Origin of the sequence: Ruegeria profundi (genome assembly GCF_049800715.1) — a bacterium.
In the GTDB taxonomy this organism is placed as follows: Bacteria; Pseudomonadota; Alphaproteobacteria; order Rhodobacterales; family Rhodobacteraceae; genus Ruegeria; species Ruegeria profundi_A.
Map to the genome: position 1 here is coordinate 707,436 of NZ_JBNAFO010000001.1, position 22,028 is coordinate 729,463.

21 protein-coding genes, 1 tRNA gene and 1 riboswitch are annotated in these 22,028 nt (G+C 61.5%); of the genes, 17 read left to right on the forward strand and 5 right to left on the reverse strand.

Annotated elements, in window-relative coordinates; genetic code table 11:
- Positions 1-2: 2 nt before the first annotated feature.
- From ACP15L_RS03550 to ACP15L_RS03560, 3 genes are all read right to left on the reverse strand, one after another.
- Positions 3-758, reverse strand: a complete 756-nt coding sequence (locus ACP15L_RS03550; RefSeq protein WP_425083144.1) for a hypothetical protein — start codon at positions 756-758, stop codon at positions 3-5.
- 86 nt (positions 759-844) lie between these two features.
- Positions 845-2,263, reverse strand: coding sequence for a TolC family outer membrane protein (locus ACP15L_RS03555; RefSeq protein ID WP_170666384.1), 1,419 nt, complete (start codon positions 2,261-2,263; stop codon positions 845-847).
- Positions 2,264-2,357: 94 nt separating this feature from the next.
- Positions 2,358-3,011, reverse strand: coding sequence for a protein-L-isoaspartate O-methyltransferase family protein (locus tag ACP15L_RS03560; RefSeq protein ID WP_425083145.1), 654 nt, complete (start codon positions 3,009-3,011; stop codon positions 2,358-2,360).
- A gap of 221 nt (positions 3,012-3,232) precedes the next feature.
- On the opposite strand from ACP15L_RS03560, the gene ACP15L_RS03565 reads away from it, so the two are divergent.
- Positions 3,233-3,306, forward strand: a tRNA-Cys gene (locus ACP15L_RS03565).
- 39 nt (positions 3,307-3,345) lie between these two features.
- On the opposite strand, the gene ACP15L_RS03570 is transcribed toward ACP15L_RS03565, so the two are convergent.
- A complete protein-coding gene (locus tag ACP15L_RS03570) occupies positions 3,346-4,416 on the reverse strand; it encodes an NAD(P)-dependent oxidoreductase (protein ID WP_425083146.1) in 1,071 nt (356 codons plus the stop codon).
- Positions 4,417-4,442: 26 nt separating this feature from the next.
- A riboswitch (cobalamin riboswitch) is annotated at positions 4,443-4,646 on the forward strand.
- 83 nt (positions 4,647-4,729) lie between these two features.
- Here ACP15L_RS03570 and ACP15L_RS03575 point away from each other — a divergent pair.
- From ACP15L_RS03575 to cobJ, 7 genes are read left to right on the forward strand one after another with little or no spacing between them, the layout of a single operon-like run.
- Entirely contained in the window at positions 4,730-5,110 is a 381-nt protein-coding gene (locus ACP15L_RS03575) for a DUF1636 domain-containing protein (RefSeq protein ID WP_170374172.1), read from the forward strand.
- Entirely contained in the window at positions 5,107-6,162 is a 1,056-nt protein-coding gene (cobW, locus tag ACP15L_RS03580) for a cobalamin biosynthesis protein CobW (RefSeq protein ID WP_425083147.1), read from the forward strand. The genes ACP15L_RS03575 and cobW overlap by 4 nt, the downstream gene beginning before the upstream one ends.
- A gap of 5 nt (positions 6,163-6,167) precedes the next feature.
- Positions 6,168-9,461, forward strand: a complete 3,294-nt coding sequence (gene cobN, locus ACP15L_RS03585; protein ID WP_425083148.1) for a cobaltochelatase subunit CobN — start codon at positions 6,168-6,170, stop codon at positions 9,459-9,461.
- Positions 9,458-10,597 carry a precorrin-3B synthase gene (gene cobG, locus ACP15L_RS03590; RefSeq protein WP_425083149.1) on the forward strand — a complete coding sequence of 380 codons (1,140 nt, stop codon included), beginning with the start codon at positions 9,458-9,460 and terminating at the stop codon, positions 10,595-10,597. Before cobN ends, cobG begins: the two co-directional genes overlap by 4 nt.
- Positions 10,597-11,226 carry a precorrin-8X methylmutase gene (locus ACP15L_RS03595; RefSeq protein WP_425083150.1) on the forward strand — a complete coding sequence of 210 codons (630 nt, stop codon included), beginning with the start codon at positions 10,597-10,599 and terminating at the stop codon, positions 11,224-11,226. Before cobG ends, ACP15L_RS03595 begins: the two co-directional genes overlap by 1 nt.
- The gene (locus ACP15L_RS03600) at positions 11,223-11,951 is read left to right on the forward strand and encodes a precorrin-2 C(20)-methyltransferase (RefSeq protein ID WP_425083151.1); all 729 of its coding nucleotides are present in this window, start codon (positions 11,223-11,225) and stop codon (positions 11,949-11,951) included. The genes ACP15L_RS03595 and ACP15L_RS03600 overlap by 4 nt, the downstream gene beginning before the upstream one ends.
- Positions 11,948-12,700 (forward strand): precorrin-3B C(17)-methyltransferase, encoded by a 753-nt coding sequence (gene cobJ, locus ACP15L_RS03605; RefSeq protein WP_425083152.1) that lies wholly within the window; start codon positions 11,948-11,950, stop codon positions 12,698-12,700. Before ACP15L_RS03600 ends, cobJ begins: the two co-directional genes overlap by 4 nt.
- Here cobJ and ACP15L_RS03610 read toward each other — a convergent pair.
- Complete coding sequence (locus ACP15L_RS03610) at positions 12,673-13,422, reverse strand: cobalt-precorrin-6A reductase (protein ID WP_425083153.1); 750 nt, start codon at positions 13,420-13,422, stop codon at positions 12,673-12,675. The two genes, cobJ and ACP15L_RS03610, sit on opposite strands and share 28 nt — an antisense overlap.
- Here ACP15L_RS03610 and cbiE point away from each other — a divergent pair.
- From cbiE to ACP15L_RS03655, 9 genes are all read left to right on the forward strand, one after another.
- Complete coding sequence (cbiE, locus tag ACP15L_RS03615) at positions 13,421-14,620, forward strand: precorrin-6y C5,15-methyltransferase (decarboxylating) subunit CbiE (protein ID WP_425083154.1); 1,200 nt, start codon at positions 13,421-13,423, stop codon at positions 14,618-14,620. The genes ACP15L_RS03610 and cbiE overlap by 2 nt on opposite strands.
- Positions 14,617-14,985: a cobalamin biosynthesis protein gene (locus ACP15L_RS03620; RefSeq protein ID WP_425083155.1), complete on the forward strand. Its 369-nt coding sequence runs from the start codon at positions 14,617-14,619 to the stop codon at positions 14,983-14,985. The genes cbiE and ACP15L_RS03620 overlap by 4 nt, the downstream gene beginning before the upstream one ends.
- Entirely contained in the window at positions 14,982-15,776 is a 795-nt protein-coding gene (cobM, locus tag ACP15L_RS03625) for a precorrin-4 C(11)-methyltransferase (RefSeq protein WP_170688941.1), read from the forward strand. The genes ACP15L_RS03620 and cobM overlap by 4 nt, the downstream gene beginning before the upstream one ends.
- Positions 15,769-17,097 (forward strand): cobyrinate a,c-diamide synthase, encoded by a 1,329-nt coding sequence (locus tag ACP15L_RS03630; protein ID WP_425083156.1) that lies wholly within the window; start codon positions 15,769-15,771, stop codon positions 17,095-17,097. Before cobM ends, ACP15L_RS03630 begins: the two co-directional genes overlap by 8 nt.
- A complete protein-coding gene (gene cobA, locus ACP15L_RS03635) occupies positions 17,094-17,822 on the forward strand; it encodes a uroporphyrinogen-III C-methyltransferase (protein WP_425083157.1) in 729 nt (242 codons plus the stop codon). The genes ACP15L_RS03630 and cobA overlap by 4 nt, the downstream gene beginning before the upstream one ends.
- A complete protein-coding gene (gene cobF, locus ACP15L_RS03640) occupies positions 17,815-18,558 on the forward strand; it encodes a precorrin-6A synthase (deacetylating) (RefSeq protein ID WP_425083158.1) in 744 nt (247 codons plus the stop codon). Before cobA ends, cobF begins: the two co-directional genes overlap by 8 nt.
- 77 nt (positions 18,559-18,635) lie before the next feature.
- A complete protein-coding gene (locus tag ACP15L_RS03645; RefSeq protein WP_425083159.1) occupies positions 18,636-19,094 on the forward strand; it encodes a DUF302 domain-containing protein in 459 nt (152 codons plus the stop codon).
- Positions 19,095-19,175: 81 nt separating this feature from the next.
- A complete protein-coding gene (locus tag ACP15L_RS03650) occupies positions 19,176-20,795 on the forward strand; it encodes a thiamine pyrophosphate-binding protein (protein ID WP_425083160.1) in 1,620 nt (539 codons plus the stop codon).
- Positions 20,782-21,966 (forward strand): CaiB/BaiF CoA transferase family protein, encoded by a 1,185-nt coding sequence (locus ACP15L_RS03655; protein WP_425083161.1) that lies wholly within the window; start codon positions 20,782-20,784, stop codon positions 21,964-21,966. Before ACP15L_RS03650 ends, ACP15L_RS03655 begins: the two co-directional genes overlap by 14 nt.
- The last annotated feature ends 62 nt before the right edge of the window (positions 21,967-22,028 follow it).

Here is a 22,028-nt window from a genome sequence, read left to right on the forward strand (position 1 = left end):
GATTATTCCAGCTCTTTGGCGGTCAGAGCACGGTGAATCTCGCGCCGGACCATCTTGCGTACATTGCGGGTGATGCGTTCACCCAGCGCGCCCTGAAGCTCAGACCGGACAACTTCGGTGATCATCTCACGCAGAGCTTCTTCCTCGGACGCAGACAACCCGATCTCGTCCTCGATCGTTTCCTCAGACGCGTCGTCTTCCACTGGGTCTGCTTTAGGAGTGTCCCCATGCCGAACGAATGTCGCCGGTTCTTTTGTCGCGGCATTCGCCTCGCCTGAGGGTGCATCCACATCCTCGGCGTCCTCCTCTTCAAAGGTGGGCGCAGGTATCCAATGCAGCGCCTTCGAGGGCGTGCCGGAATACGCGTCGTCGCTGTCTCCGTCCGGCTCCCATTGGTCCTCGGTTCGCGCGATGGCGGCCTCAAGGGCTTCAATCTTGGCACTCAGGCTGCCGGACAGGTTTTCCGACGTGGTCTCGTCGCCGACCTCCTCAGCACCATCGTGATTGGCTGCTTCGCCCGGCTGAACAATATCGCAGGCCCGCAGCAGCATCGGCTTCGCCGAATCCTCGGGACTGTATTTGGGTTCCAGTTTCAGGGGGTCGGATTTTGGCGCGTCACCAACGCGCAGCGCGTCCGTCAAGACCAATCGCCCCGGCTTGCGTGGAGCGGTCGCAGTATCGACATCCGACACTTTGCGACCGTCTTCGCTCACCAGTCGTTTTACCGACGACAGTACATCCTCGATACCTGAGGTCATGACGCTATCCGACATTGTTCTCTACCGCTCTATTCTTGAGACCAAGTGTAGCCAAACACGTCGGGCGTCACAACCAGTAGTATAGATCAGTCCCGCCGCAACGCTTTGAGAACGCGATCCAGATCCTTGCTTTGCTTGCTGACCTGCGCCGGAGCCTTTTTGACCAGATTGTAGTACAGCGTCGGATCATAGATTTGCACCGCAAGCCCCAGACGTTCAGCCGTCAGAAGACCTTGCGCCTGCAACAGCTGGTATGCCGCCAAAGACCGTTCGGTGCGCGAGGCCACCTCGGCCAATTGCGCATCCAGAAGATCTTGCTGAGCGGTCAGCACGTCCAGCGTGGTCCGCGCGCCTAGCGTTGCTTCTTCGCGAATCCCGTCGAACGCCACTTGCGAGGCCCGGACCCGCTCGGTCGAGGCCGTCAGGCTGGCCGTTGCCGTCTGGAACCGCACAAACGCATCTGTCACACCCTGAGTGATGTTTTTCTGCACATTCAGCAGATTGGCCCGCGACGAATCTCGCGTAGCCATCGCCCGGCGCACGTTTGCCGCAAGACGACCGCCTGCATAGATCGGCTGGTTGAAGTTCAGCGAAACAGTGGCGTCGTTGATGTAGTCATCATTGTCATATCGCTGCGTCACACCCGCGTCCGCGTTCAGGCTGACATTGGGCCCAAGGTTGGCACGTTGCTGCTGCACGATCAAATCCAGCGCCCGCACCTGGTGCTGAGCCGATAGAATCGCCGGGTGATTGCGCTGCGCGAGGCTGATTGCCTCGGATTGCGAGCGTGGGAGATTCGGAAGCCCCGGCTGCCCAGCCGTACGCCCCGGCAACTTGCCGACCGCATTAACATACTCGGCCTGAGCGGTGCTGAGATCCCCTCTGGCATCCGCAAGATCCGCGCGCGAACTGGCCAGCTGCGCCTCAGAAAGAGCCACGTCAGTCCGCGTTACTTCACCCACTTCGAAGCGGTCGTTCGAGGCCCGAAGTTCCTCGCTCGACAGATCGACGTTGTTTTGCCGAATCTGAACCGTTTCCTCTTGCAGCAGGACGCTCAGATACGCGGTTGCGGCCCGGAAAAGAACTTGCTGCTCGATATCGATTAGCGACTGGCGCGTCGACAGAACCGTTTCCTGTGCGGACTGCTTGCCCAGCACCGATGCCCCGCCATCATACAAAAGCTGGCTGAGCGTCAGACCCGAGAAGAATCGCGACGGGTCGGTGCTTGTTCTGACGGAGTCAGTTCTTGTTCTCGTGTAATCCTGACTAACCTGAACCGTCCAGTTGATGATCGGGCGCAGCGCGGAAAGCGCAATTGCCACGTCTTCATCCGCTGCCCGCAACAGGGCTCGGTTCTGTTCCAGCAGACCGCTGGTGTTATACGCTCCGATGAACGCATCTGTCAGATTGTCAGCCCAGACGACCCGTCCGGGAACAGTACTCAGGGCAATGGCCGCAGTCACTGCAAGCGCTTTGACCAGCTTTCCCGCTGTCTTTCCACGCATACCAAATCCTCTCAAATCGAAATTACGCTGCCTCTCCGGCAGTTTGCGTCTTTATGTTCAACTAATCAAGGTGGTGGAAACAACAGTCAGCGGACTATAGCGAAAATGCACACTCTTGGGAAAAACCGTCCAAAACCAGCGCACTGGCGTTGAAGGCATCCCGCCAACTGACCACACCACCGGCCTTGCGACCGATGCGAACCGTACCCAGTTGCCCATCCACAAACAGACAGGCGATCCGGCCCTGATCCTTCAATTGGTCCAGTACCGCGTCGGGCACCTGTTCGACACCGCCTTGTATCATAATCACGTCATAAGGGCCATGCTCGGCAGCCCCTTCTTCAAGAGGACCGACATGAATGACGGCATTGTCGACATTTTCTTCGGTAAGCACGCTTTGCGCCTCAGAGGCAAGATGTTCGTCGGATTCGACTCCAACCACCAGCTGCGCCATCCGCGCGGCGACAGCGGTTGAATACCCGTAAGCCGGCGCGATATCGAGGACCATTTCGTCATTCGAGATATTCAGCGCGTCCAGCATCTTGGCCAGAGTGCGGGGCTCAAGGATGCAGCGGTTGTTACCCAGATCGATCAACCCTTCAACATAGGCCGCTTCGCGCTGTGCCGATGGCACAAAGCTTTCACGCGGAACGGACAGCATCGCGTCGATGATTGGAAACTTGGTCACATCCGAGGGTCGTACCTGCGTATCAACCATTGTGCGGCGCCGGGCTGCGAAATCTGACATCTGATCTCTCTTTTCAATCCCTTGGGTAATTGGCTTGTGCCACACTCGACCTGTCTCGACAACGGCCCAGATGCCGCAAGCCTTGTTCACGATCCGTTTAGACCGGCCGCCCACAAAAATTGATTTGCGGCCCAAAATCGACTGCAATACTCTGGACGCCCCCGATGAAAGCTGCTAAAACGCCCATCACACCACGGCAAGTATTTGATTTTACTTGAAAAGGCGAGTTGGCGGAGTGGTGACGCAGCGGATTGCAAATCCGTGTACACCGGTTCGATTCCGGTACTCGCCTCCACATCCCCTTCCTCTAAATAACATCTCTGGAAATCAGTTTTCAGAAGGAACGCCCCTGAGGCACAACCTCGTACCCTGGTTCTTCCGGCTCATCGTCCTGCATTTCCGTAGGAAAACCCGGTGCGCGGATGTCCAAGCCCGTGGCCTCTTCCAGGCGTTTGATGATGTTTGGCGACAGCTCACGCTCGCCAAACCGGGCGATGCCGTCTTCAAAGATCTTGATCATCACCGGATTGATTTCCAGCGGAACACCGGCGCGGTCGGCGACGTCCTGAAAGAGGCCGATATCCTTTTTCACCAAATCCATCGTAAACGAAATATCGCGCGAACCGTTCAGGATCACCTGGCTTTCGGTTTCGTGCACGAACGATGTCCCCGACGAGATTTTGATGGCCTCATAGGTGGTGTTCAAATCCATCCCGGCGGCCTTGGCGGTAACCAACGCTTCAGCACAAGTGATCAGGTTGGCTGTGGCCAGATAGTTGGTCAGCACCTTAAGAACCGAGGCTGAGCCGAGCTCTCCGGTGTGCAGAACGCGCCGCCCCATGGTCGTAAGGAAGGGCAGAATGCGTTCGAAGGTGTCGCGATCGCAGCCAGCGAAGATCGAGATATTGCCGGTCGCCGCGCGGTGGCAGCCACCCGAGACAGGGCAATCGACGGCGGCCCCTCCGCGCTCCAGAACCAATGCCCCCAACCGCTTGACCTCAGCCTCGTCGGTGGTGGACATCTCCATCCAGATCTTACCGGGGCCAACCTCAGGCAGCATCTCTTGCATCACCGCGTCCGAGGCCGCAGGCGACGGTAGGCAGGTGATCACGGCATCGCAATCGCGCATCATCTGGGCCGGGTTTTCAGCCGCTTTGGCGCCTTGCGCGACAAAGGCCTCGACCAGATCGGAACTCAGGTCATGAACTGTCAGATCGATTCCATTGCGCAGCAATGACCCCGACAGCTTGCCACCCACATTCCCAAGCCCGATAAAACCTACTTTCATGGATTTCGCCTCCGTTTGCGATTTGAGGCCATGCGACCATGCATCAGCGCCATGTTCATGCCGCCTAGCGACGCTGGCAGGTCGCTTTTCAACGTGCCGCAGCGGTCTGGGCTGCATCGCGCTTGACAAGCTGCGGGTGCGTGCCGCATGAGCCTCGTGTTGGTGTCTGTGAGAACAGATGAAAAGGGAATGCGTCAACGGGTTTTCCGCCAAACGCAGCCGCCCCCGCGACCGTGACCGGAGAGGGTGCCCAAGCCACTGGCGCAAAGCCGGGAAGGCGGGACATCCGACAGAGGACGCCTCTGACATCCGCAAGCCGGGAGACCTGCCAGCGCCCGAAGATGAAACCGGACGGGGTGTTCCGGTGTCGGGTCAAGGGACCCGCATGAAACCCCGTCCCCCACGATGAGGATTTGGGGGGATGAGAGACATGACCGAGACCGCTCCGGTCGAATTGCTGGTTTGCACCACCTGTCGTCGCGGGCTGCCCGTTGAAGACGATGCGAAACGCCCCGGCACCCTGTTGCATAAGGCGCTTGAACAGGCGGACCTGCCGGAAGGGATTATCCTGAAAGCCGTGGAATGCTTGTCGAACTGCAACGAGGGCTGTTCCATCGTGCTGCGCGGCGGCCCGGATCGCTGGACCTTCGTTTATGAACATCTGAACGAAACAGACCATGTCGACGTGATCGTTGACGGCGCCACCAAGTACCTCGCGACCGAGGACGGCTTGGTCAAATGGCGCGAACGCCCCGAACATTTCCGCAAAAACTGCGCAGCCCGCATTCCCCCGATTGGAGCCCTGAAATGAGCAACTTGGAAAAACTCCCCGTCACCGTGATCACTGGCTTCTTGGGCTCGGGCAAAACGACTCTGGTGAAGCACCTGATGCAGAACCCGCAGGGCAAGCGTCTGGCGGTGGTGGTCAATGAGTTCGGCGATGTTGGCGTCGACGGCGATATACTGAAATCCTGCGCCATCCCGGATTGCCCGGCCGAGAACATCATGGAACTGGCCAACGGCTGTATCTGCTGCACCGTGGCCGACGATTTCATCCCAACCATTGAAGCTCTGATGGCGCTGGAGCCGCGCCCCGATCACATTCTGATCGAAACCTCGGGCCTCGCCCTGCCCAAGCCGCTGCTGAAGGCGTTCGATTGGCCCGATATCCGTTCCAAGATCACCGTCGATGGCGTGATCGCGTTGGCCGATGCCGAGGCTGTGGCCGCTGGTCGCTTTGCTCCGAATGTCGAAGCGGTGGACGCTCAGCGTCTGGCCGATGACTCCATCGACCATGAAACGCCCTTGTCCGAGGTGTTTGAGGATCAGATTTCCTGCGCCGACATCATCCTGCTGACCAAGCCTGATCTGGCCGGTCCCGAAGGCGTGGCCAAAGCGAAAGAGATCATCGCCGCCGAGGCCCCTCGCCCGCTTCCCGTTGTCGAAGTGGCCGAAGGCGCCGTGGATGTGCGCGTCGTTCTGGGTCTTGAGGCCGCAGCCGAGGATGACATGGACGCTCGCCCGTCGCATCACGATGCTCACCACGATCACGAGCACGACGATTTCGAAAGTATCATCGTTGATCTGCCGGAACAGTCCGATCCTGCCGATCTGGTCGCCAAGATCGAGCGTCTGGCCAATGAACTGAACATCCTACGCGTAAAAGGCTATGCCGCCGTTCAAGGCAAGCCTATGCGCCTGCTGGTTCAGGCCGTGGGTGCTCGTGTGCGTCACCAGTATGACCGTCCGTGGGAGCCCGGTGAAGACCGCCGCTCGCGTATGGTGGTGATCGCCGAACATGACGACATCAGAGAAGCAGAAATCCGCGATATCCTCGCTGGTGTCACCGAGGCCGCTGAGTAAGACCAATGCACGTCGTCTTCCGCGAAAGCCACGGGTTAGAAGAAACAGAAACCCCAACCGATCTGGGCCAGAGCCCGGCGGATTTGGTGGTGCTGTCCTTCTCGGACAGCGACCTTGGCGCTTTCGCGGCGGGCTGGCATCGCGGTGGCGGGCCGGATGGGCGTATGCCCACGATGCGGTTGGCGAACCTGACGGCGTTGAAGCACCCTTTGTCAGTCGACACCTATGTGGAACAGACGCTTGAGGGCGCCAAGGGCATTCTGATCCGTCTGATTGGCGGCGTGCCTTACTGGGCCTACGGGCTGCAGCAAGTTCTGTCACTTGCGCAGGCCAAGGGGATCGCGCTGGCCGTCCTGCCCGCCGACGGGCGTGAGGATACGCGGCTGGATGAATATTCCACCTTACCCGTCTCGACCCTGCGCCGTCTGGCCCATCTTTCAGACACCGGCGGTGAAGTCGCGGCACAGGCCGCCTTGGCGCAGATGGCGCTCGCGGCGGGGCTTTACGCTGGCCCGGTGATGGGGGCCAAGACCCTGCCCGAATCTGGCGCGTGGTGTCCTGATCGCGGCGTGATCCCGGTTGAGACGGCCTTTGCGGGCGACACAAAACGTATCGTCGTCACCTTCTATCGCGCCTACCTGACCTCGGCGGATACGGCCCCTGTTGCCGCCGTGATCCGCAGCTTGCGGGGTCGCGGGTTCGAGGCGGTGGGCCTATTCGCCCCCTCGCTCAAGGCTCCTGCTGCCGCTGAATGGTTGCGTGACAACATCGTCGCGCTGAAACCTTCGGCGATCATCAACGCCACCTCCTTCTCGGGCAAAGGGGCATCGGGAACGTCTCCTTTGGACACGGCGGGCGTACCCGTGTTTCAGATGGCTCTCGCCACGTCCCGCCGCAAGGCTTGGGCCGAGGCCGAACGAGGCCTCTCCCCCGCCGACCTCGCCATGCATGTGGTACTGCCCGAAGTCGACGGGCGCATTTCAGCGGGCATAGCCTCGTTCAAGGAACCGGGCAAGCGCGATCCGCATCTGGAATATTCCCGCTTTGCCCACCGGGCTGAGCAAGAACGGATCGAAGCGATTATCGACCGTGTCACCGGCTGGCTGACCCTGCATGACAAGCCCAAGGCGGATCAGGTGCCCGCGCTGGTGCTGTCGACCTATCCCGGCAAAGACTGGCAAATGGCGCATGCGGTGGGGCTCGACGCGCTGGCCTCGGCCGAGGCGATCCTGACCGATCTTCAGGCCGAGGGCTACAACACCGCACCGGCCGAACCAATTGCTGAAACCCTGCTGGATGCGCGCATTTCATGGTCTTTGGAAGATTACCAGGCAGCCCTAGCAGACCTGTCCGAGCAACTGCGCACCGATCTGCAAACCGTTTGGGGTAAGCCCGAGGACGACCCGGTTTTTACCGAAGGCGCGTTCCACTTCACCGCCCTGCGCCGAGGCAACGCGCTGGTTGCCCTGCAACCCGAACGCGGCACACCCGATCTGCGCGATGACGACTATCACAACCTGTCTCGCACCCCGCGCCACAGCTATGTCGCCTTCTATCTGTGGCTGCGCAAGGGGCTGGGTGCTGATGCGCTGATCCATATCGGTGCGCATGGCACTTTGGAATGGCTTCCGGGCAAATCCGTTGCCTTGTCGGCGAATTGCTGGCCAGAGGCGCTGATCCGCGACTTGCCAGTGATCTACCCCTTCATCGTCAACGACCCGGGCGAGGCCGCGCAAGCCAAGCGTCGGATCGGGGCTGTGACGCTGGGCCATATCCCGCCCCCGATGAAGGAAAGCGGCACGCCGGATCGTATGGTGCGGCTGGAATCTCTGCTAGACGAGTTCTCGAACGCGGACGGGCTTGATCCCAAACGCCGCGACCGCCTTCAAGAGGACATTCGGGATGAGGCACAGGCCATCGGGTTGGAAAGCGATCTGGGCCTCGATCAAGCCACTTGCACTGCAGAGGCGATCACCCGCATCGACCGCTTTGTCTGCGATATCAAAGAAAGCCAGTTCGGCGATGGGCTGCATATCTATGGCCGCGCACCTGAGGTATCCGGTACTTTCGACCCCGCGCCTTCGGCCAATGCGGAACGAAATGCTCTGATCGACGCGCTGGCCGGGAAACGGATCGAGGCCGGGCCGTCCGGGTCCCCCTATCGCGGACGCTCGGATGTTCTGCCAACCGGGCGGAACCTCTATACCACCGACCCCCGATCGGTGCCGACGAGGGCGGCCTATACCCAAGGCGTCAAACTGGCTGAGGAACTGGTCCGCCGCCACCTTCAGGAAGAAGGCGACTATCCCAAGGGGCTGATCGTCGACCTGTGGGGCTCGGCCACCATGCGCACGGCTGGCGAGGAATTCGCCATGGCGCTGCACCTGCTGGGCGTGAAACCGGTCTGGGACAAAGGCTCCGAAAGGGTCTCGGGGATCGAGGTGCTGCCGATCACCGACCTCAGCCGCCCGCGCTTGGACGTGACGCTGCGTGTGTCGGGCCTGTTCCGGGACGTCTTCCCAACCCTCTCGGCGCTTTACGGTCAGGCGATCCGCGCGTTAGCGGCGCGGGACGAGGCGACCGACTGGAACCCTTATGCCGGTCAGGCCCCGTCGGCCCGCGTGTTCGGCCCCGCGCCTGGCAGCTATGGCGTCAACATGACCCAACTGTCCGAGGTCTATACCGACGAGGCCCGCGCGCAGGCAGGTGAGGCATGGCTTGAGGCCAGCTCCTTCGCGCTGGAGGGCGAGAATATCGTTCAGGACAAGGCGGGCATCACGCAACGTGTGGCACATGCCGACAGTTTTGTTCACCTGCAGGACCTGACCGAAACAGACCTTCTCCTGGCCAATGACTACGCCACGCATGAGGCCGGTTTTGCCGCCGCCAAGAAGGCCACGGGTGGCACCGCGCAGCTGTATCATCTGGACAATACCAACCCCGCAAACCCACGCGCCCGCACCTTGCCGGAAGAGATCAGCCGCGTTGTCCACGCCCGCGCAGCCAATCCGGACTGGATCGCCGGGATGCAGCGGCATGGCTTCCGGGGCGCGGCCGAGATCGCGGCGACGCTGGATCACATGGCCTCATTCGCGCATCTGTCGGGCACCGTTGCGCCGCATCTGTTCGACCTCTACCACGATGCCACGCTGGGCGATGAAGACGTGGATGCCTTCCTGCAGCAGGCCAATCCGCAGGCCCATCAGGCCATGCAGGACCGGTTCCGCGCGCTGTTGGATGCTGGGTTGTGGAACACAAGGCGCAACTCAATTCGGGCGGATCTGGAGGGGCTGGAATGAGCGCGCCCACCCCAAAACCAGTCGTCCAAGGCTGGTGCCCCGGCGCCCACCGACCGATGATGTCTGGGGACGGGCTGGTGGTGCGCGTGCGCCCTCGGCTGGCGCGGCTGACCGCGCCACAAGCGCTTGGCCTGTGTGAACTGGCCCAAAAATTTGGCAATGGCACAATCGACCTGACCAACCGTGCGAACCTTCAGTTGCGTGGCGTACAGGAAGGGGAACACCAGGCTTTGCTGTCCGAGCTGTCCGCGCTTGGGCTGTTGGACGCGGAGCCGGGTATTGAGGTCCGTCGCAATATTCTGGTCTCACCGCTTTATCAGCCGGGCGATCTGACCGCGCGGCTGACTCAGGAATTGATCGATCGCCTGAGTGAGTTGCCCGCGTTACCGGCCAAGTTCGGCTTTGCCATCGATACAGGACCGGAGCGCCTGCTGGCGACGGCCTCGGCCGATATCCGGTTGGAGCGTTCCGCCGATGGGCTCATCCTGCGCGCCGACGGGGCAGAGACAGGGCACGCAATTTCCGAGGCTGAGGCCATTGATCACCTCATTGCTCTGGCTACTTGGTTTGCAAAGGTCTTCACGCGAGACACCCGCCGCATGGCGCGAGCCGTGGCGGCGTTTGGGCTGCCTGCGGAATGGCAAGGCAGCGACCCCGGCCCCATCGGCGCGCCGTTGCAACCGGGCGCTTGTGCTCTGGGCAGCCTCTATGGTGCGGTCTTTGGGCAATTGCCCGCGAATGATCTGTACACGCTGATCCGCGACTGCGGCGCCTCTGCCCTGCGTGTCACCCCTTGGCGGCTGATCCTGCTGGAAGGCGGGGCGGCGATACCCGCCCCGGGCTTCGTCACGGACGGCACCGACCCGCTTATGACCACCGACGCCTGCCCCGGCGCTCCGTTCTGCCCGCAGGCGCAAGCGGAAACCCGCGATATCGCGCGCGAATTGGCCCCGCTTGTACCCGGCACACTTCATGTTTCGGGGTGTTCCAAAGGGTGCGCCCGGATGGGTCCCGCGGATGTGACTTTAGTCGGCCAGAACGAACGATTTGATCTTGTCAAACAGGGCCGTGCGGGTGATGAGCCAATCCTGCGCGGGCTGGACCCCGAAACACTGATGACGATGGACTTCACCTGATGCCCTACACTTATGAAACCGACGGCGCGGCGATCTACAAGGAGAGCTTTGCAACCATCAGGTCCGAGGCCGATCTGGCCCGGTTCGACGTCGATGAAGAGCAGGTCGCCGTTCGGATGATCCACGCGGCTGGCATGGTCGGGCTGGAAGAATTCGTCCATTTCTCACCCGGTTTTGTATCCTCCGCGCGTACCGCGCTGGAAAACGGCGCGCCGATCCTGTGCGACGCGCGCATGGTCAGCGAGGGCGTGACCCGATTCCGCCTGCCCGCCGAAAATGAGGTGATCTGCACGCTGCATGACGAGCGCGTGCGCCCTCTGGCTGAAGAGATGAGCAACACACGCTCTGCTGCGGCGCTAGAGTTGTGGCGCCCGCATCTGGAAGGCGCTGTGGTCGCTATCGGCAATGCGCCGACGGCTCTGTTTCACCTGCTGAACATGCTGGAAGACCCTGACTGCCCGCGCCCCGCTGCCATCATAGGTTGCCCCGTGGGCTTTGTCGGCGCGGTCGAATCCAAGGACGCCCTATGGGAGGCGCAGCCGGTGCCGTCCTGCATCGTCAAAGGCCGTCTCGGTGGCAGCGCCATCACGGTCGCCGCCATCAACGCCATCGCGAGCCGCGCCGAATGAGCGCCGGCAAGATATATGGCGTTGGCCTCGGCCCAGGTGACCCCGACCTGATGAGCGTGCGGGCCGACCGCCTGCTGCGCAATGCCCGCCACGTGGCGTTTTTCCGCAAGCCGGGCCGCAGTGGTCAGGCCCGCCAGATCGTCAACGGTATGATCCCGGAAGGCGCGGTGGAGTTCCCGATGGAATACCCCGTCACAACCGAGATCCCTCTGAACGATCCGCGCTACAATGAACTGTTGGCTGCATTCTACGAGGACTGCGCGCACCATCTGAAAGCCCTTGCTGGGACGGGCGAAGACGTCGTTGTACTGTGCGAGGGTGACCCGTTCTTCTACGGCTCGTTCATGCATCTCTATACCCGCCTCCGCGATATCGCCCCGGTCGAGGTCGTCCCGGCCATCACCGGAATGTCGGGCGCTTGGACAGCAACCGGCGATCCGATCACATGGGGCGACGATATCCTGACAGTTCTGGCAGCGACCCTGCCAGAAGAGGTTCTGGCCGAACGCATGGCGAAGACTGATGCGCTGGTCGTGATGAAGATCGGGCGCAATATCGACAAGGTGAAGCGCGCGCTCAAGACCGCCGGAATGTATGACCGCGCGTGGATCGTGGAATACGCGCAAATGCCAAACCAGCGCGTCTGCAAACTATCCGAGAATTGTGAGGGGATCACCCCCTATTTCTCGATTATCCTGGTGCATGGTCAAGGGCGTCGGCCATGAGCGGCTGGGTCAAGATCGCAGGCCTCGGGCCGGGCAATGAAGACCTGGTCACGCCCGAAGTCTCCGCTGCGTTGGCCGAGGCGACCGATGTGGTCGGCTACATCCCCTATATTGAGCGCGTGGCCGAACGCCCCGACCTGACGCTGCACGCCAGTGACAACCGGGTTGAGATCGACCGCTCGCAACACGCGTTACAGATGGCGGCCGAGGGGAAACGCGTCGTCGTTGTGTCTTCTGGCGATCCGGGTGTCTTTGCGATGGCCGCTGCGGTGTTCGAGGCGCTGGAGAACGGCCCGGAAGAATGGCGCAACATTCAGATTGATGTACTGCCCGGGATTACCGCGATGCTGGCCGCGTCTGCCCGTGCAGGCGCGCCTATGGGGCATGATTTCTGCGCTATCAACCTTAGCGACAACCTCAAGCCCTGGTCCCTGATCGAAAAGCGGCTGCGTCTAGCGGCGCAAGCGGATTTCTCGATGGCCTTTTATAATCCCCGCTCGAAGTCGCGACCGGAAGGCTTTGTGAAAACGCTGGAAATCCTGCGTGAGGAATGTGAGCCTGAACGCCTGATCCTTTTCGCGCGCGCCGTGTCGCGCGAGGACGAAGCGATCCGGATTTCCACTCTGGCCGAGGCCACGCCCGAGATGGCGGATATGCAGACGGTGGTCATTGTCGGATCATCGCGCACCCGCGTGATCGAGCGCGACGGCGCGCCGATTGTCTACACGCCGAGGTTCACGCCAGAATGAGCCAGCCAGTCCAGAACCTGTGCAATCGTCGACAACTCGGTCCGCTCTGGCAGGACCGGACGGTCGATCATCAGCACCGGCAGGCCCAGCGCCCGCGCCGCGTCCAGCTTGGCCCGCGCGCCCGTGCCGCCTGCGTTCTTGGACACAACCAACTGCGTCCCGTGCCTTTGCATCAGCGCGCGGTCGTCAGCCTCGGCAAACGGGCCGCGCGCGACAACCACGTCGGCATTCGGCAAGGGCAGCTCTTCGGGCGCATCCACCAGTCGCAGCAAATAGTGATGCTGGGGCTGGGCCGAGAACTCCTCAAGATGCATCCGACCAACCGCAAGAAACACACGCTGCGCCTCGACGTTCAACGCGTCAACTGCGGCGGGAATATCGGGAACGTGTCGCCAGTCATCGCCGGACTGCGCGCGCCAGGCGGGTCGCGTCAGCGCGGCCAGTGGCGTTTGCGCATCACGGCAGGCCTCAATCGCGTTTCGGCTCATCTGCGAGGCGAAAGGATGCGTCGCGTCGATCACATGGCTGATCCCGTTGTGGTGGATGTAAGCAACCAGACCCTGAACGCCGCCAAACCCGCCGACCCGAACCGGCAAGGGCTGCGGGCGCGGATTCTCGACTCGTCCCGCGTAGGAATAGGTCGCTGCAAGCCCCTGTTCGGCAACGGTTTTGGCCAAAGCGTTTGCCTCGGTCGTTCCGCCAAGGATCAGGAGGTGGGTCATGTCTGATACTCCGTGGCTAACCGTTCTGGGCCTAGGTGAAGATGGGCTTGATGGCCTGTCGCCCGCAAACCGTCAAGTGCTGGATCGGGCCGAGGTCATCATGGGCCCGCCTCGCCACCTGTCACTGGCGCCCGAAACTGGGGCTGAGCGGATCGAATGGCCGGTGCCGTTCTCCGACGGTCTGCCGATCCTGACCGGACTTCGGGGTCGTGCGACGGTGGTTCTGGCCTCGGGCGATCCCTTCTGGTTCGGCGCGGGCTCGGTGATTGCACGCAATTTCGAGGCTGCCGAGTGGACAGCTCGACCCGGCCAATCCACCTTTTCGCTGGCCGCCGCGCGTTTGGGGTGGCCGTTAGAGGGCATCCAGACCTTTGGTCTACACGCCGCTCCTCTGACGCGTTTGCGACCGCACCTGTCTCCGGGGCTGCGGGCGATCATCCTGCTGCGCAATGGTGCAGCTGTTGCAGAGCTTGCGACCTATTTAACCGAGACGGGCTTCGCCGATACCCAGTTGCACGTGATGGAGGCTCTGGGCGGCCCGCGTGAACGCGCACGCTCGGTCTCGTTGACCGAAGCGCTTCTGGGCACGTTCGATCACCCGGTCTGCGTCGGGCTGGAGGTTGCGGGCGAGGGACGCGTTTTCCCCAAGGCCTCGGGCAAACCCGACGAGATTTTCGAGACCGACGGCCAGATTACCAAACGCCCCATCCGTGCGCTCACCCTGTCGGCGCTGGCCCCACAACGCGGTGAGCATCTGTGGGATATTGGTGGCGGCACGGGCTCGATCAGCATTGAATGGCTGATGTGCGATCCGACCTTGACGGCCACAACCATAGAACCGCGTGCCGATCGTGCCGAACGCATTCGACGCAATGCCGATGCGTTGGGGCAAGATCGGTTGAATGTCGTTCACGGTACGGCGCCGGATGCGCTGTCAGGTCTGCCTCTGCCCGATGTTGTGTTCATTGGAGGCGGTCTCAGCGCCGATCTCTTGGCGTGGCTGCGCGATGCCCTTCCATCAGGCGGCCGCTTGGTCGCCAACGCCGTTACTTTGGAAAGCGAAGCGCTGCTGGCCCGCTGGCACGAAGAATTGGGCGGAGATCTTTTGCGGATTGAACTTGCGCACTCGGCACCGCTCGGCTCTCGGCGCGGATGGAAATCGGCCTATCCGGTCGTGCAATGGAGTGTGACGCTATGATCGTCGCAGGCCTTGGCTTTTCATCAAGCGCAACAGTGGACAGCCTGCGCGCGGCCTATGACGCCGCTGCCGCTGATCATGACGTTCAAGCCTTGGCAACCGTTGCCGACAAAGAGGGCCACCTGGCTCTGGCCAGTTTCGCAGAAGGCCTTGCCCTGCCCTTGCATTTCGTTGCCGCAGCCGATCTGGCCGGGCAGCGCACCCTGACATGCTCGAACCGCAGCCGCGCCACCTATGGCACTGGTAGCGTGGCCGAAGCATCCGCATTGGTCGCCGCCGGGAAAGGCGCGCGGCTTCTTTCACCCAGACATATCTCGGACGACGGGCTGGCGACATGCGCCATTGCCATCGGAGGACACTCATGACCGTTCATTTCATTGGCGCCGGACCGGGCGCTGCCGATCTGCTCACACTGCGTGGGCGCGATATCATCGCCTCCTGCCCCGTTTGCCTCTATGCGGGATCTCTGGTGCCCGAAGAAATTCTGAGCCACTGCCCCGAAGGCGCTAAGATCATCAACACCGCGCCCATGGATCTGGATCAGATCATGGCCGAGATCGATGCGGCGCATAAGGCCGGCCAGGATGTAGCACGCCTGCATTCGGGCGATCTGTCGGTCTGGTCGGCAATGGGTGAACAAATCCGCCGACTTAAAGATATGGGCATCCCCGTCAGCGTTACCCCGGGCGTGCCTTCATTCGCTGCGGCTGCGGCGTCTTTGGGCACCGAGCTGACCTTGCCCGGCCTGGCGCAATCTGTGATCCTGACGCGGACCCCGGGCCGTGCGTCCTCGATGCCCGAAGGCGAAACGTTGGAAAACTTTGCCCGCACTGGTGCGACATTGGCCATTCATCTGTCGATCGGCAACTTGGACAAGGTGATTGCCGATCTGAGCCCTGCCTATGGCGCGGACTGCCCAGTAGCGGTCGTCTATCGAGCCAGTTGGCCGGATGAGCGGATCATCCGCGCGACATTGGCCACCCTCGAAGACGCGCTGGATGAAAGTATTTCGCGCACCGCGCTGATCATTGTCGGGCCTGCGTTGGCAGGTGAAGGGTTCGACGAAAGCTGCCTGTACTCAAAAGACTATGACCGTCGCTATCGCCCGCAAAGTGCGGACAGCCCATGGTCTAGCTGGAGCCCCGAGGATGAATGACTCGATGACTAACCCTCCGGGCATTCTGATATCGGCCCCCTCTTCGGGGACCGGCAAAACCACCGTGATGCTGGGCCTGTTGCGGGCGCTGGCCGAGGATGGCCTCACAGTACAGCCGTTCAAGAGCGGCCCCGACTATATTGACCCGGCCTTCCACCGCGCGGCTGCGGGGCGGGCGTCGTTCAACCTCGACAGTTGGGCGATGGGCGACGGGCTGCTTGGCGCGATCTCGGATCAGGCCGAAGGGGCGGATATCGTGGTGGCCGAAGGCTCGATGGGCTTGTTTGACGGCGTCGCCAAACCAGGAGAGCTGGGGCATGGGTCCAGCGCCGAGACAGCACAGCGGATGGGCTGGCCTGTTGTGCTGGTGTTGGACGTGGGCGGTCAGGCCCAATCGGCGGCGGCGACCGCGCTTGGGTTCAAGATGTACAACCCCGACCTGCCTTTCGCCGGAGTTATCCTGAACCGCTGCGCCAGCCCTCGGCATGAGCGTTTGACGCGGCTGGGAATGGAACGTGCAGGCCTGCCGGTTCTGGGCGTATTGCCCCGTCGCGGAGACCTGACTCTGCCGGAACGTCACCTAGGGCTGATCCAAGCGGTTGAGCATCCTGATCTGGAAAGCGCCATTGTCGGATATGCTTCCTTCCTGCGGGAACATGTGGACCTTGAGGCGATCAAACTGGCGGCTTCCTCAGGCCCCAAAGGGCCATCGTCAGCCGCGCTGCCGCGGCCTCCGGCGCAACGAATCGCATTGGCCCGGGATGCGGCGTTTTCGTTCACCTATCCGCATCTTTTGGAGGGATGGCGCGCGACGGGGGCCGAGATCCTGCCGTTTTCTCCATTAGCCAATGAAGCCCCTGCCGATGATGCCGATCTGGTTTGGTTGCCGGGCGGGTATCCGGAGCTGCACGCGGGCACTTTGGCTGCCGCGGGCACGTTCCTGACCGGTTTGCGGAAACACGCGGAAACCAAGCCGGTGCATGGGGAATGCGGTGGCTATATGGCCCTTGGTGAGGTTCTGATCGACAAAGAGGGCGTGCCGCACCAGATGGCTGGATTGCTGGGGCTGCAGACCTCGTACCAGAAGCGCAAGTTCAACCTGGGGTATCGCCGGGCCGAACTGCTGTCTCCGATGCCGGGGTTTGCGCAAGGCGCATCGCTGCGCGGGCATGAGTTCCACTATTCCTCGATCATCGAACAGCCTGATGCACCGCTGGCGCGCGTGTTCGATGCCGAAGGAGATGAAGGCCCGCAGACCGGATCACGCCGTAGCAATGTCACCGGTACGTTCTTTCACCTCATCGCCGAGGCCTCGGCATGAGTGGGTTTGTGTCATTCATCGGGTCCGGTCCGGGAGACCCGGAATTGCTGACCCTGAAGGCTGTGGACCGGATGCAGAAGGCCGACGCCGTTCTGTTCGACGATCTGAGCAGCGGGCCCATTCTGAGCCACGCGCAACCGGATGCGGATCTTGTGGGCGTCGGCAAACGGGCCGGGCGGCCCTCGCCGAAACAGGATCATGTCAGCCGCCTGCTCGTGGAATACGCGCAGACCGGACAACGTATCGTGCGGTTGAAATCCGGTGATGGCGGCATGTTCGGACGGCTTGAGGAAGAGATCGTCGCCCTGCGTACAGCCGGGATCGACTATGAGATCATCCCCGGCATCCCCTCGGCCATCGCAGCCGCAGCCGCTGCCGGTATTCCGCTGACCCGCAGGCTGACGGCCCGGCGTGTACAGTTTGTCACCGGCCACGATGTCAGCGGGCAACTGCCCCCCGATCTGAACCTGACCGCTTTGGCGGACGCTGCGGCGACCACCGTTGTGTTCATGGGCAAACGGACCTTTCCGCTGCTGGTCGAGGCCCTGCACGCCAACGGCCTGCCACTGGATACGCCTGCACTGATGGCGGAATCCGTTTCCACACCGGATCAGAAGCTGCACCGCTCGACCATTGGCGCGCTGACCGACACGCTGAAATCCGAGATCGGAACGGCCCCTGCCCTTATCCTCTATGGGCCCTTGGCGGAGTTCGAGGATGTATGAGCTGTCCCTGGTCGGAATTGGCACCGGAAATCCCGATCACGTAACCCTGCAAGGCGCGCAGGCAATCCGCGAGGCGGATCTGATCCTGATCCCGCGCAAGGGTGAGAACAAAGCCGATCTGGCCGGACTGCGGGAGGAGATCATCGCCAAGGTCACTGAGATGCCTCCGCAGATCGCGTATTTCGATATCCCCAAGCGCCGCTCGGACGACGGATATCTGCAAGGCGTCGACGAGTGGCACGATGCTATTGCACTGCGCTGGCAAGAAGCGATGGCGGAACATCCTGAGGCCTCAAAGATCGCCCTATTGATCTGGGGGGATCCCTCGCTTTATGACAGCTCGCTTCGGATTGCCTCTCGGCTGGACCCGCAACCGCGCAAACGCGTGATTCCGGGGATTACCGCGCTACAAGCGCTGACAGCAGCCCATACCATTCCCATCAACGAGATCGGCGCGCCTTATGTTGTTACCACTGGCCGTCGTATTCGCGACGAAGGCTGGCCCTCGGACGCCACCAAGGTTGCCGTGATGCTGGACGGCGAGTGTTCGTTCCAGGCTCTGGACATGGAGGCGTTCGATATCTGGTGGGGCGCTTATGTCGGCATGAAGGAAGAGATCCTGATCCACGGCCCGCTGGATGAGGTGGCCGAGACCATTTTGACCACCCGTGCGCAGGCCCGCGCCGATCATGGTTGGATCATGGATATCTACCTGCTGCAAAAACGGTCACCCTGAAGACGCATACGAAAATGTGAATGCAGCGATGGGCGAAACCTGCTCTAGTTGGGCACCAACAAGACGGAGACCCTGTGATGAGAGCAATCTGCGCTGCAATCTGCTTGCTGGCCTCGCCTGCCCTTGCGGATCAGGCCCTGCCGGGATGGGCGGTTCATGACACGGGGAAATCCTATGACGCGCTGGTGGCCGACACCAAGGCTGCCGTCAAGGAACACGGGCTGATCGTTGTCACTCAGGCCGGGCCGACCAAAGCGGCGGCGGCCCGTGGGATCACCATTCCGGGCAATCGCGTGATCGGCGTATTCAACAACGACTATGCGGTGCGGGTACTCGAAACCTCGACCGCTGCGATGATCGAGGCGCCGATTCGCCTCTATGTGACCGAAAATGACGACGGCAGCGCGCGCTTGTCCTACAAAACCCCCAGCTTTGTGTTTGAGCCCTACACGAGTCAGGGCGGGCAGGCCCTGTCCGATATTGCCGCAGAACTGGACCAAAAGTTTCAATCGATCGCGAAAACAGCCGTCAAATAGTCACACTGATGTGAACCCGCTTGCCTCTTGCCGGTGTGTCAGACATTTGCTGTCACATATCTTTTTCTCGGAGCATGACTGATGCAGGACCTCTCTCCCCGCGCGGCGGATCTACTGGCTCAAAGATTGTATGAGGCAGGGTGTCGCCATGCGTTCGGCATGCCGGGCGGTGAGGTTCTGACGCTGGTGGGCGCGCTGGAACAAGCTGGCATCACCTTTCATCTGACCAAACACGAGAACGCAGCCGGGTTCATGGCCGAAGCAGTCCATCACCGCGATGGCGCGCCTGCGATACTGGTTGCAACCCTTGGTCCCGGCGCGATGAACGGGATCAACGTGGTTGCCAACGCGCTGCAAGACCGGGTGCCGATGATCGTGCTGACCGGCTGCGTCGACGCGGATGAAGCGCTGACCTACACGCATCAGGTCATGGACCACAGCCAAGTCTATCGCTCGATCACCAAAGGGACCTTTACCCTCACCGCCGAGGGCGCGGATATCATCGCAGACAAAGCGGTGTCGCTTGCCAACCAGCCCCGCCCCGGCCCGGTGCATATCGACGTACCGATCTCGGTCGCGGATACCCGCGTCTTATCGACGAAACGCCGCCGTCTGGCCAAAGTGGCCGCAGTGGCCCCCGAAGGCGATTGCCTATCCAAAGCCCGACGCTGGGTGGCCGAAGCCGAGCGTCCGATTGCGATCATCGGGCTGGACGTCCTATATGACGACTCGCGCAGCGTGGTTCAGGCGTTTCTGGAGCATTTCAGCATCCCCTTCGTCACGACCTACAAAGCAAAAGGCGTAGTGCCCGAAGATCATCCCTTGTGTCTGGGCGGTGCCGGGTTGTCCCCTCTGGCCGACAAACACCTTGTCGCGCTGGTGGAACAGGCCGATCTGGTTCTGTGCCTGGGCTATGACCCTATCGAAATGCGCCCCGGCTGGCGCGAGATCTGGGATCCCGAAGAAACGCGCGTGATCGATATCTCGGCCGTGGTCAATGATCACTACATGCATCAGGCCGGGCTAAACCTTGTCGCCGATACTGGCGAGACCCTCGAGGCCATCGCCAAAGGCAACCCCGCCCGCGCCACATGGCCTGCCGGAGAGCCTGCGAAGGTCAAAGCCGCATTGGCAGAAGCCTTCCCACAGAATGACGATTGGGGGCCAGCTGGCGTGATCGCCGAAACCCGTGCCGCCCTGCCCGCGAATACTTTGGCAACGGCGGATAGCGGCGCGCACCGCATTCTCCTCAGCCAGATGTGGGCGTGTTCGGAGCCACGCGGGCTGATCCAGTCCTCGGCCCTTTGCACCATGGGCTGCGCTGTTCCGATGGCGATTGGGCTGAAACTGGCGGAACCGAACCGTCCTGTGATCAGCTTTTCGGGCGATGCCGGGTTCCTGATGGTCGCCGGAGAGCTGTCGACCGCCGCCGAAATGGGCGGCAACCCGATCTTTCTGGTCTTTGTCGACGCCTCCCTCGCCCTGATCGAGTTGAAACAACGCCAACGGCAGATGAGCAATAACGGGGTCGATTTCGACCGTCATGACTTTGCCGCCCTGGGCCGCGCGTTCGGAGGCTATGGACACACGGTCCGCAACCGCGCAGAACTGCGTGCAGCACTGGTTGAGGCGGTCAAAGCCGACCGCTTCACCGTCATCGCTGCCGAGATCGAACGTGGAGGATATGATGGCCGAATCTAATGGGCCGCTGAAAGGCGTAAAGGTTCTGGACCTGTCGCGCATTCTGGCCGGACCGACCTGCACCCAACTTCTGGGCGATCTGGGCGCGAGTGTCATCAAGATCGAAAACCCCTCGACCGGTGGGGATGATACGCGGCAATGGGGCCCTCCGTATGTTGAGGATGAAGCGGGCAACCGTTCCGACCTGAGCGCGTATTTCATGTCGGCCAACAGGAATAAGAAATCTGTTGCCATCGACGTTGCAACACCCGAAGGACAAGCCGAGATCAAGCGGCTGGCCTCGCATGCTGATATCCTGATCGAGAATTTCAAACCCGGCGGGCTGGCGAAATACGGGCTGGATTACAACAGCTTGTCGCAGGATCTTCCCGGCCTCGTCTATTGCTCGATTTCCGGCTACGGGCAAACGGGACCAAACTCCAGCAAGCCCGGCTATGACCTGATGGCGCAAGGGTATGGTGGGATCATGTCCCTGACCGGCGACCCAGACGGCGCTCCGATGAAGGTAGGCGTCGGCATCGCCGACGTGATGTGCGGCATGTACGCAACCGTTGGTATTCTGGCAGCTTTGCGCCACCGCGATCAGACCGGTGAAGGGCAACAGATCGACCTTGCCTTGGTGGATGCACAGATCTCATGGTTGATCAATGAAGGCACAAACTACCTGACCTCGGGCCAGGTACCTCAGCGGCGCGGCAACGGACATCCTAATATTGTCCCATATGAGGTTTATGAGACAGCAGATGGTCACGTGATTTTGGCCGTTGGAAATGACAGCCAGTTCCGCAGGTTCTGCGCGTTCATCGGCCACGCGGATCTTGCCGACGACGCACGCTTTGCCACCAATCCGGCGCGACTGGAGCACCGTGACGCACTGAACGCGATCCTGCGCCCGGCGATGAAACAGCATCCGACGACGACCGTAATTTCCGAGCTTGAGGCCCGCAAGGTACCCGTCGGCCCGGTGCAAACGGTGGATCAGGTGTTTGACACCGATCAGGTCGCCGCGCGGCAGATGAAGATCGCCATGCAGGCCCAACCGGCAGAGGTGAATCTGATCGGCAATCCGCTCAACCTGTCGCTCACACCTGTAACATATCGGCATGCGCCACCGGTCTTCGGGGCCGATACTGATGATATTTTAAGCGCTGAAAACCCGTTCGAAGATTGAAACACTTGCATGTTTCGGCAGCAACTTGCTGAAACATGCCCTTGAATCGGCGGTTTTTTTCA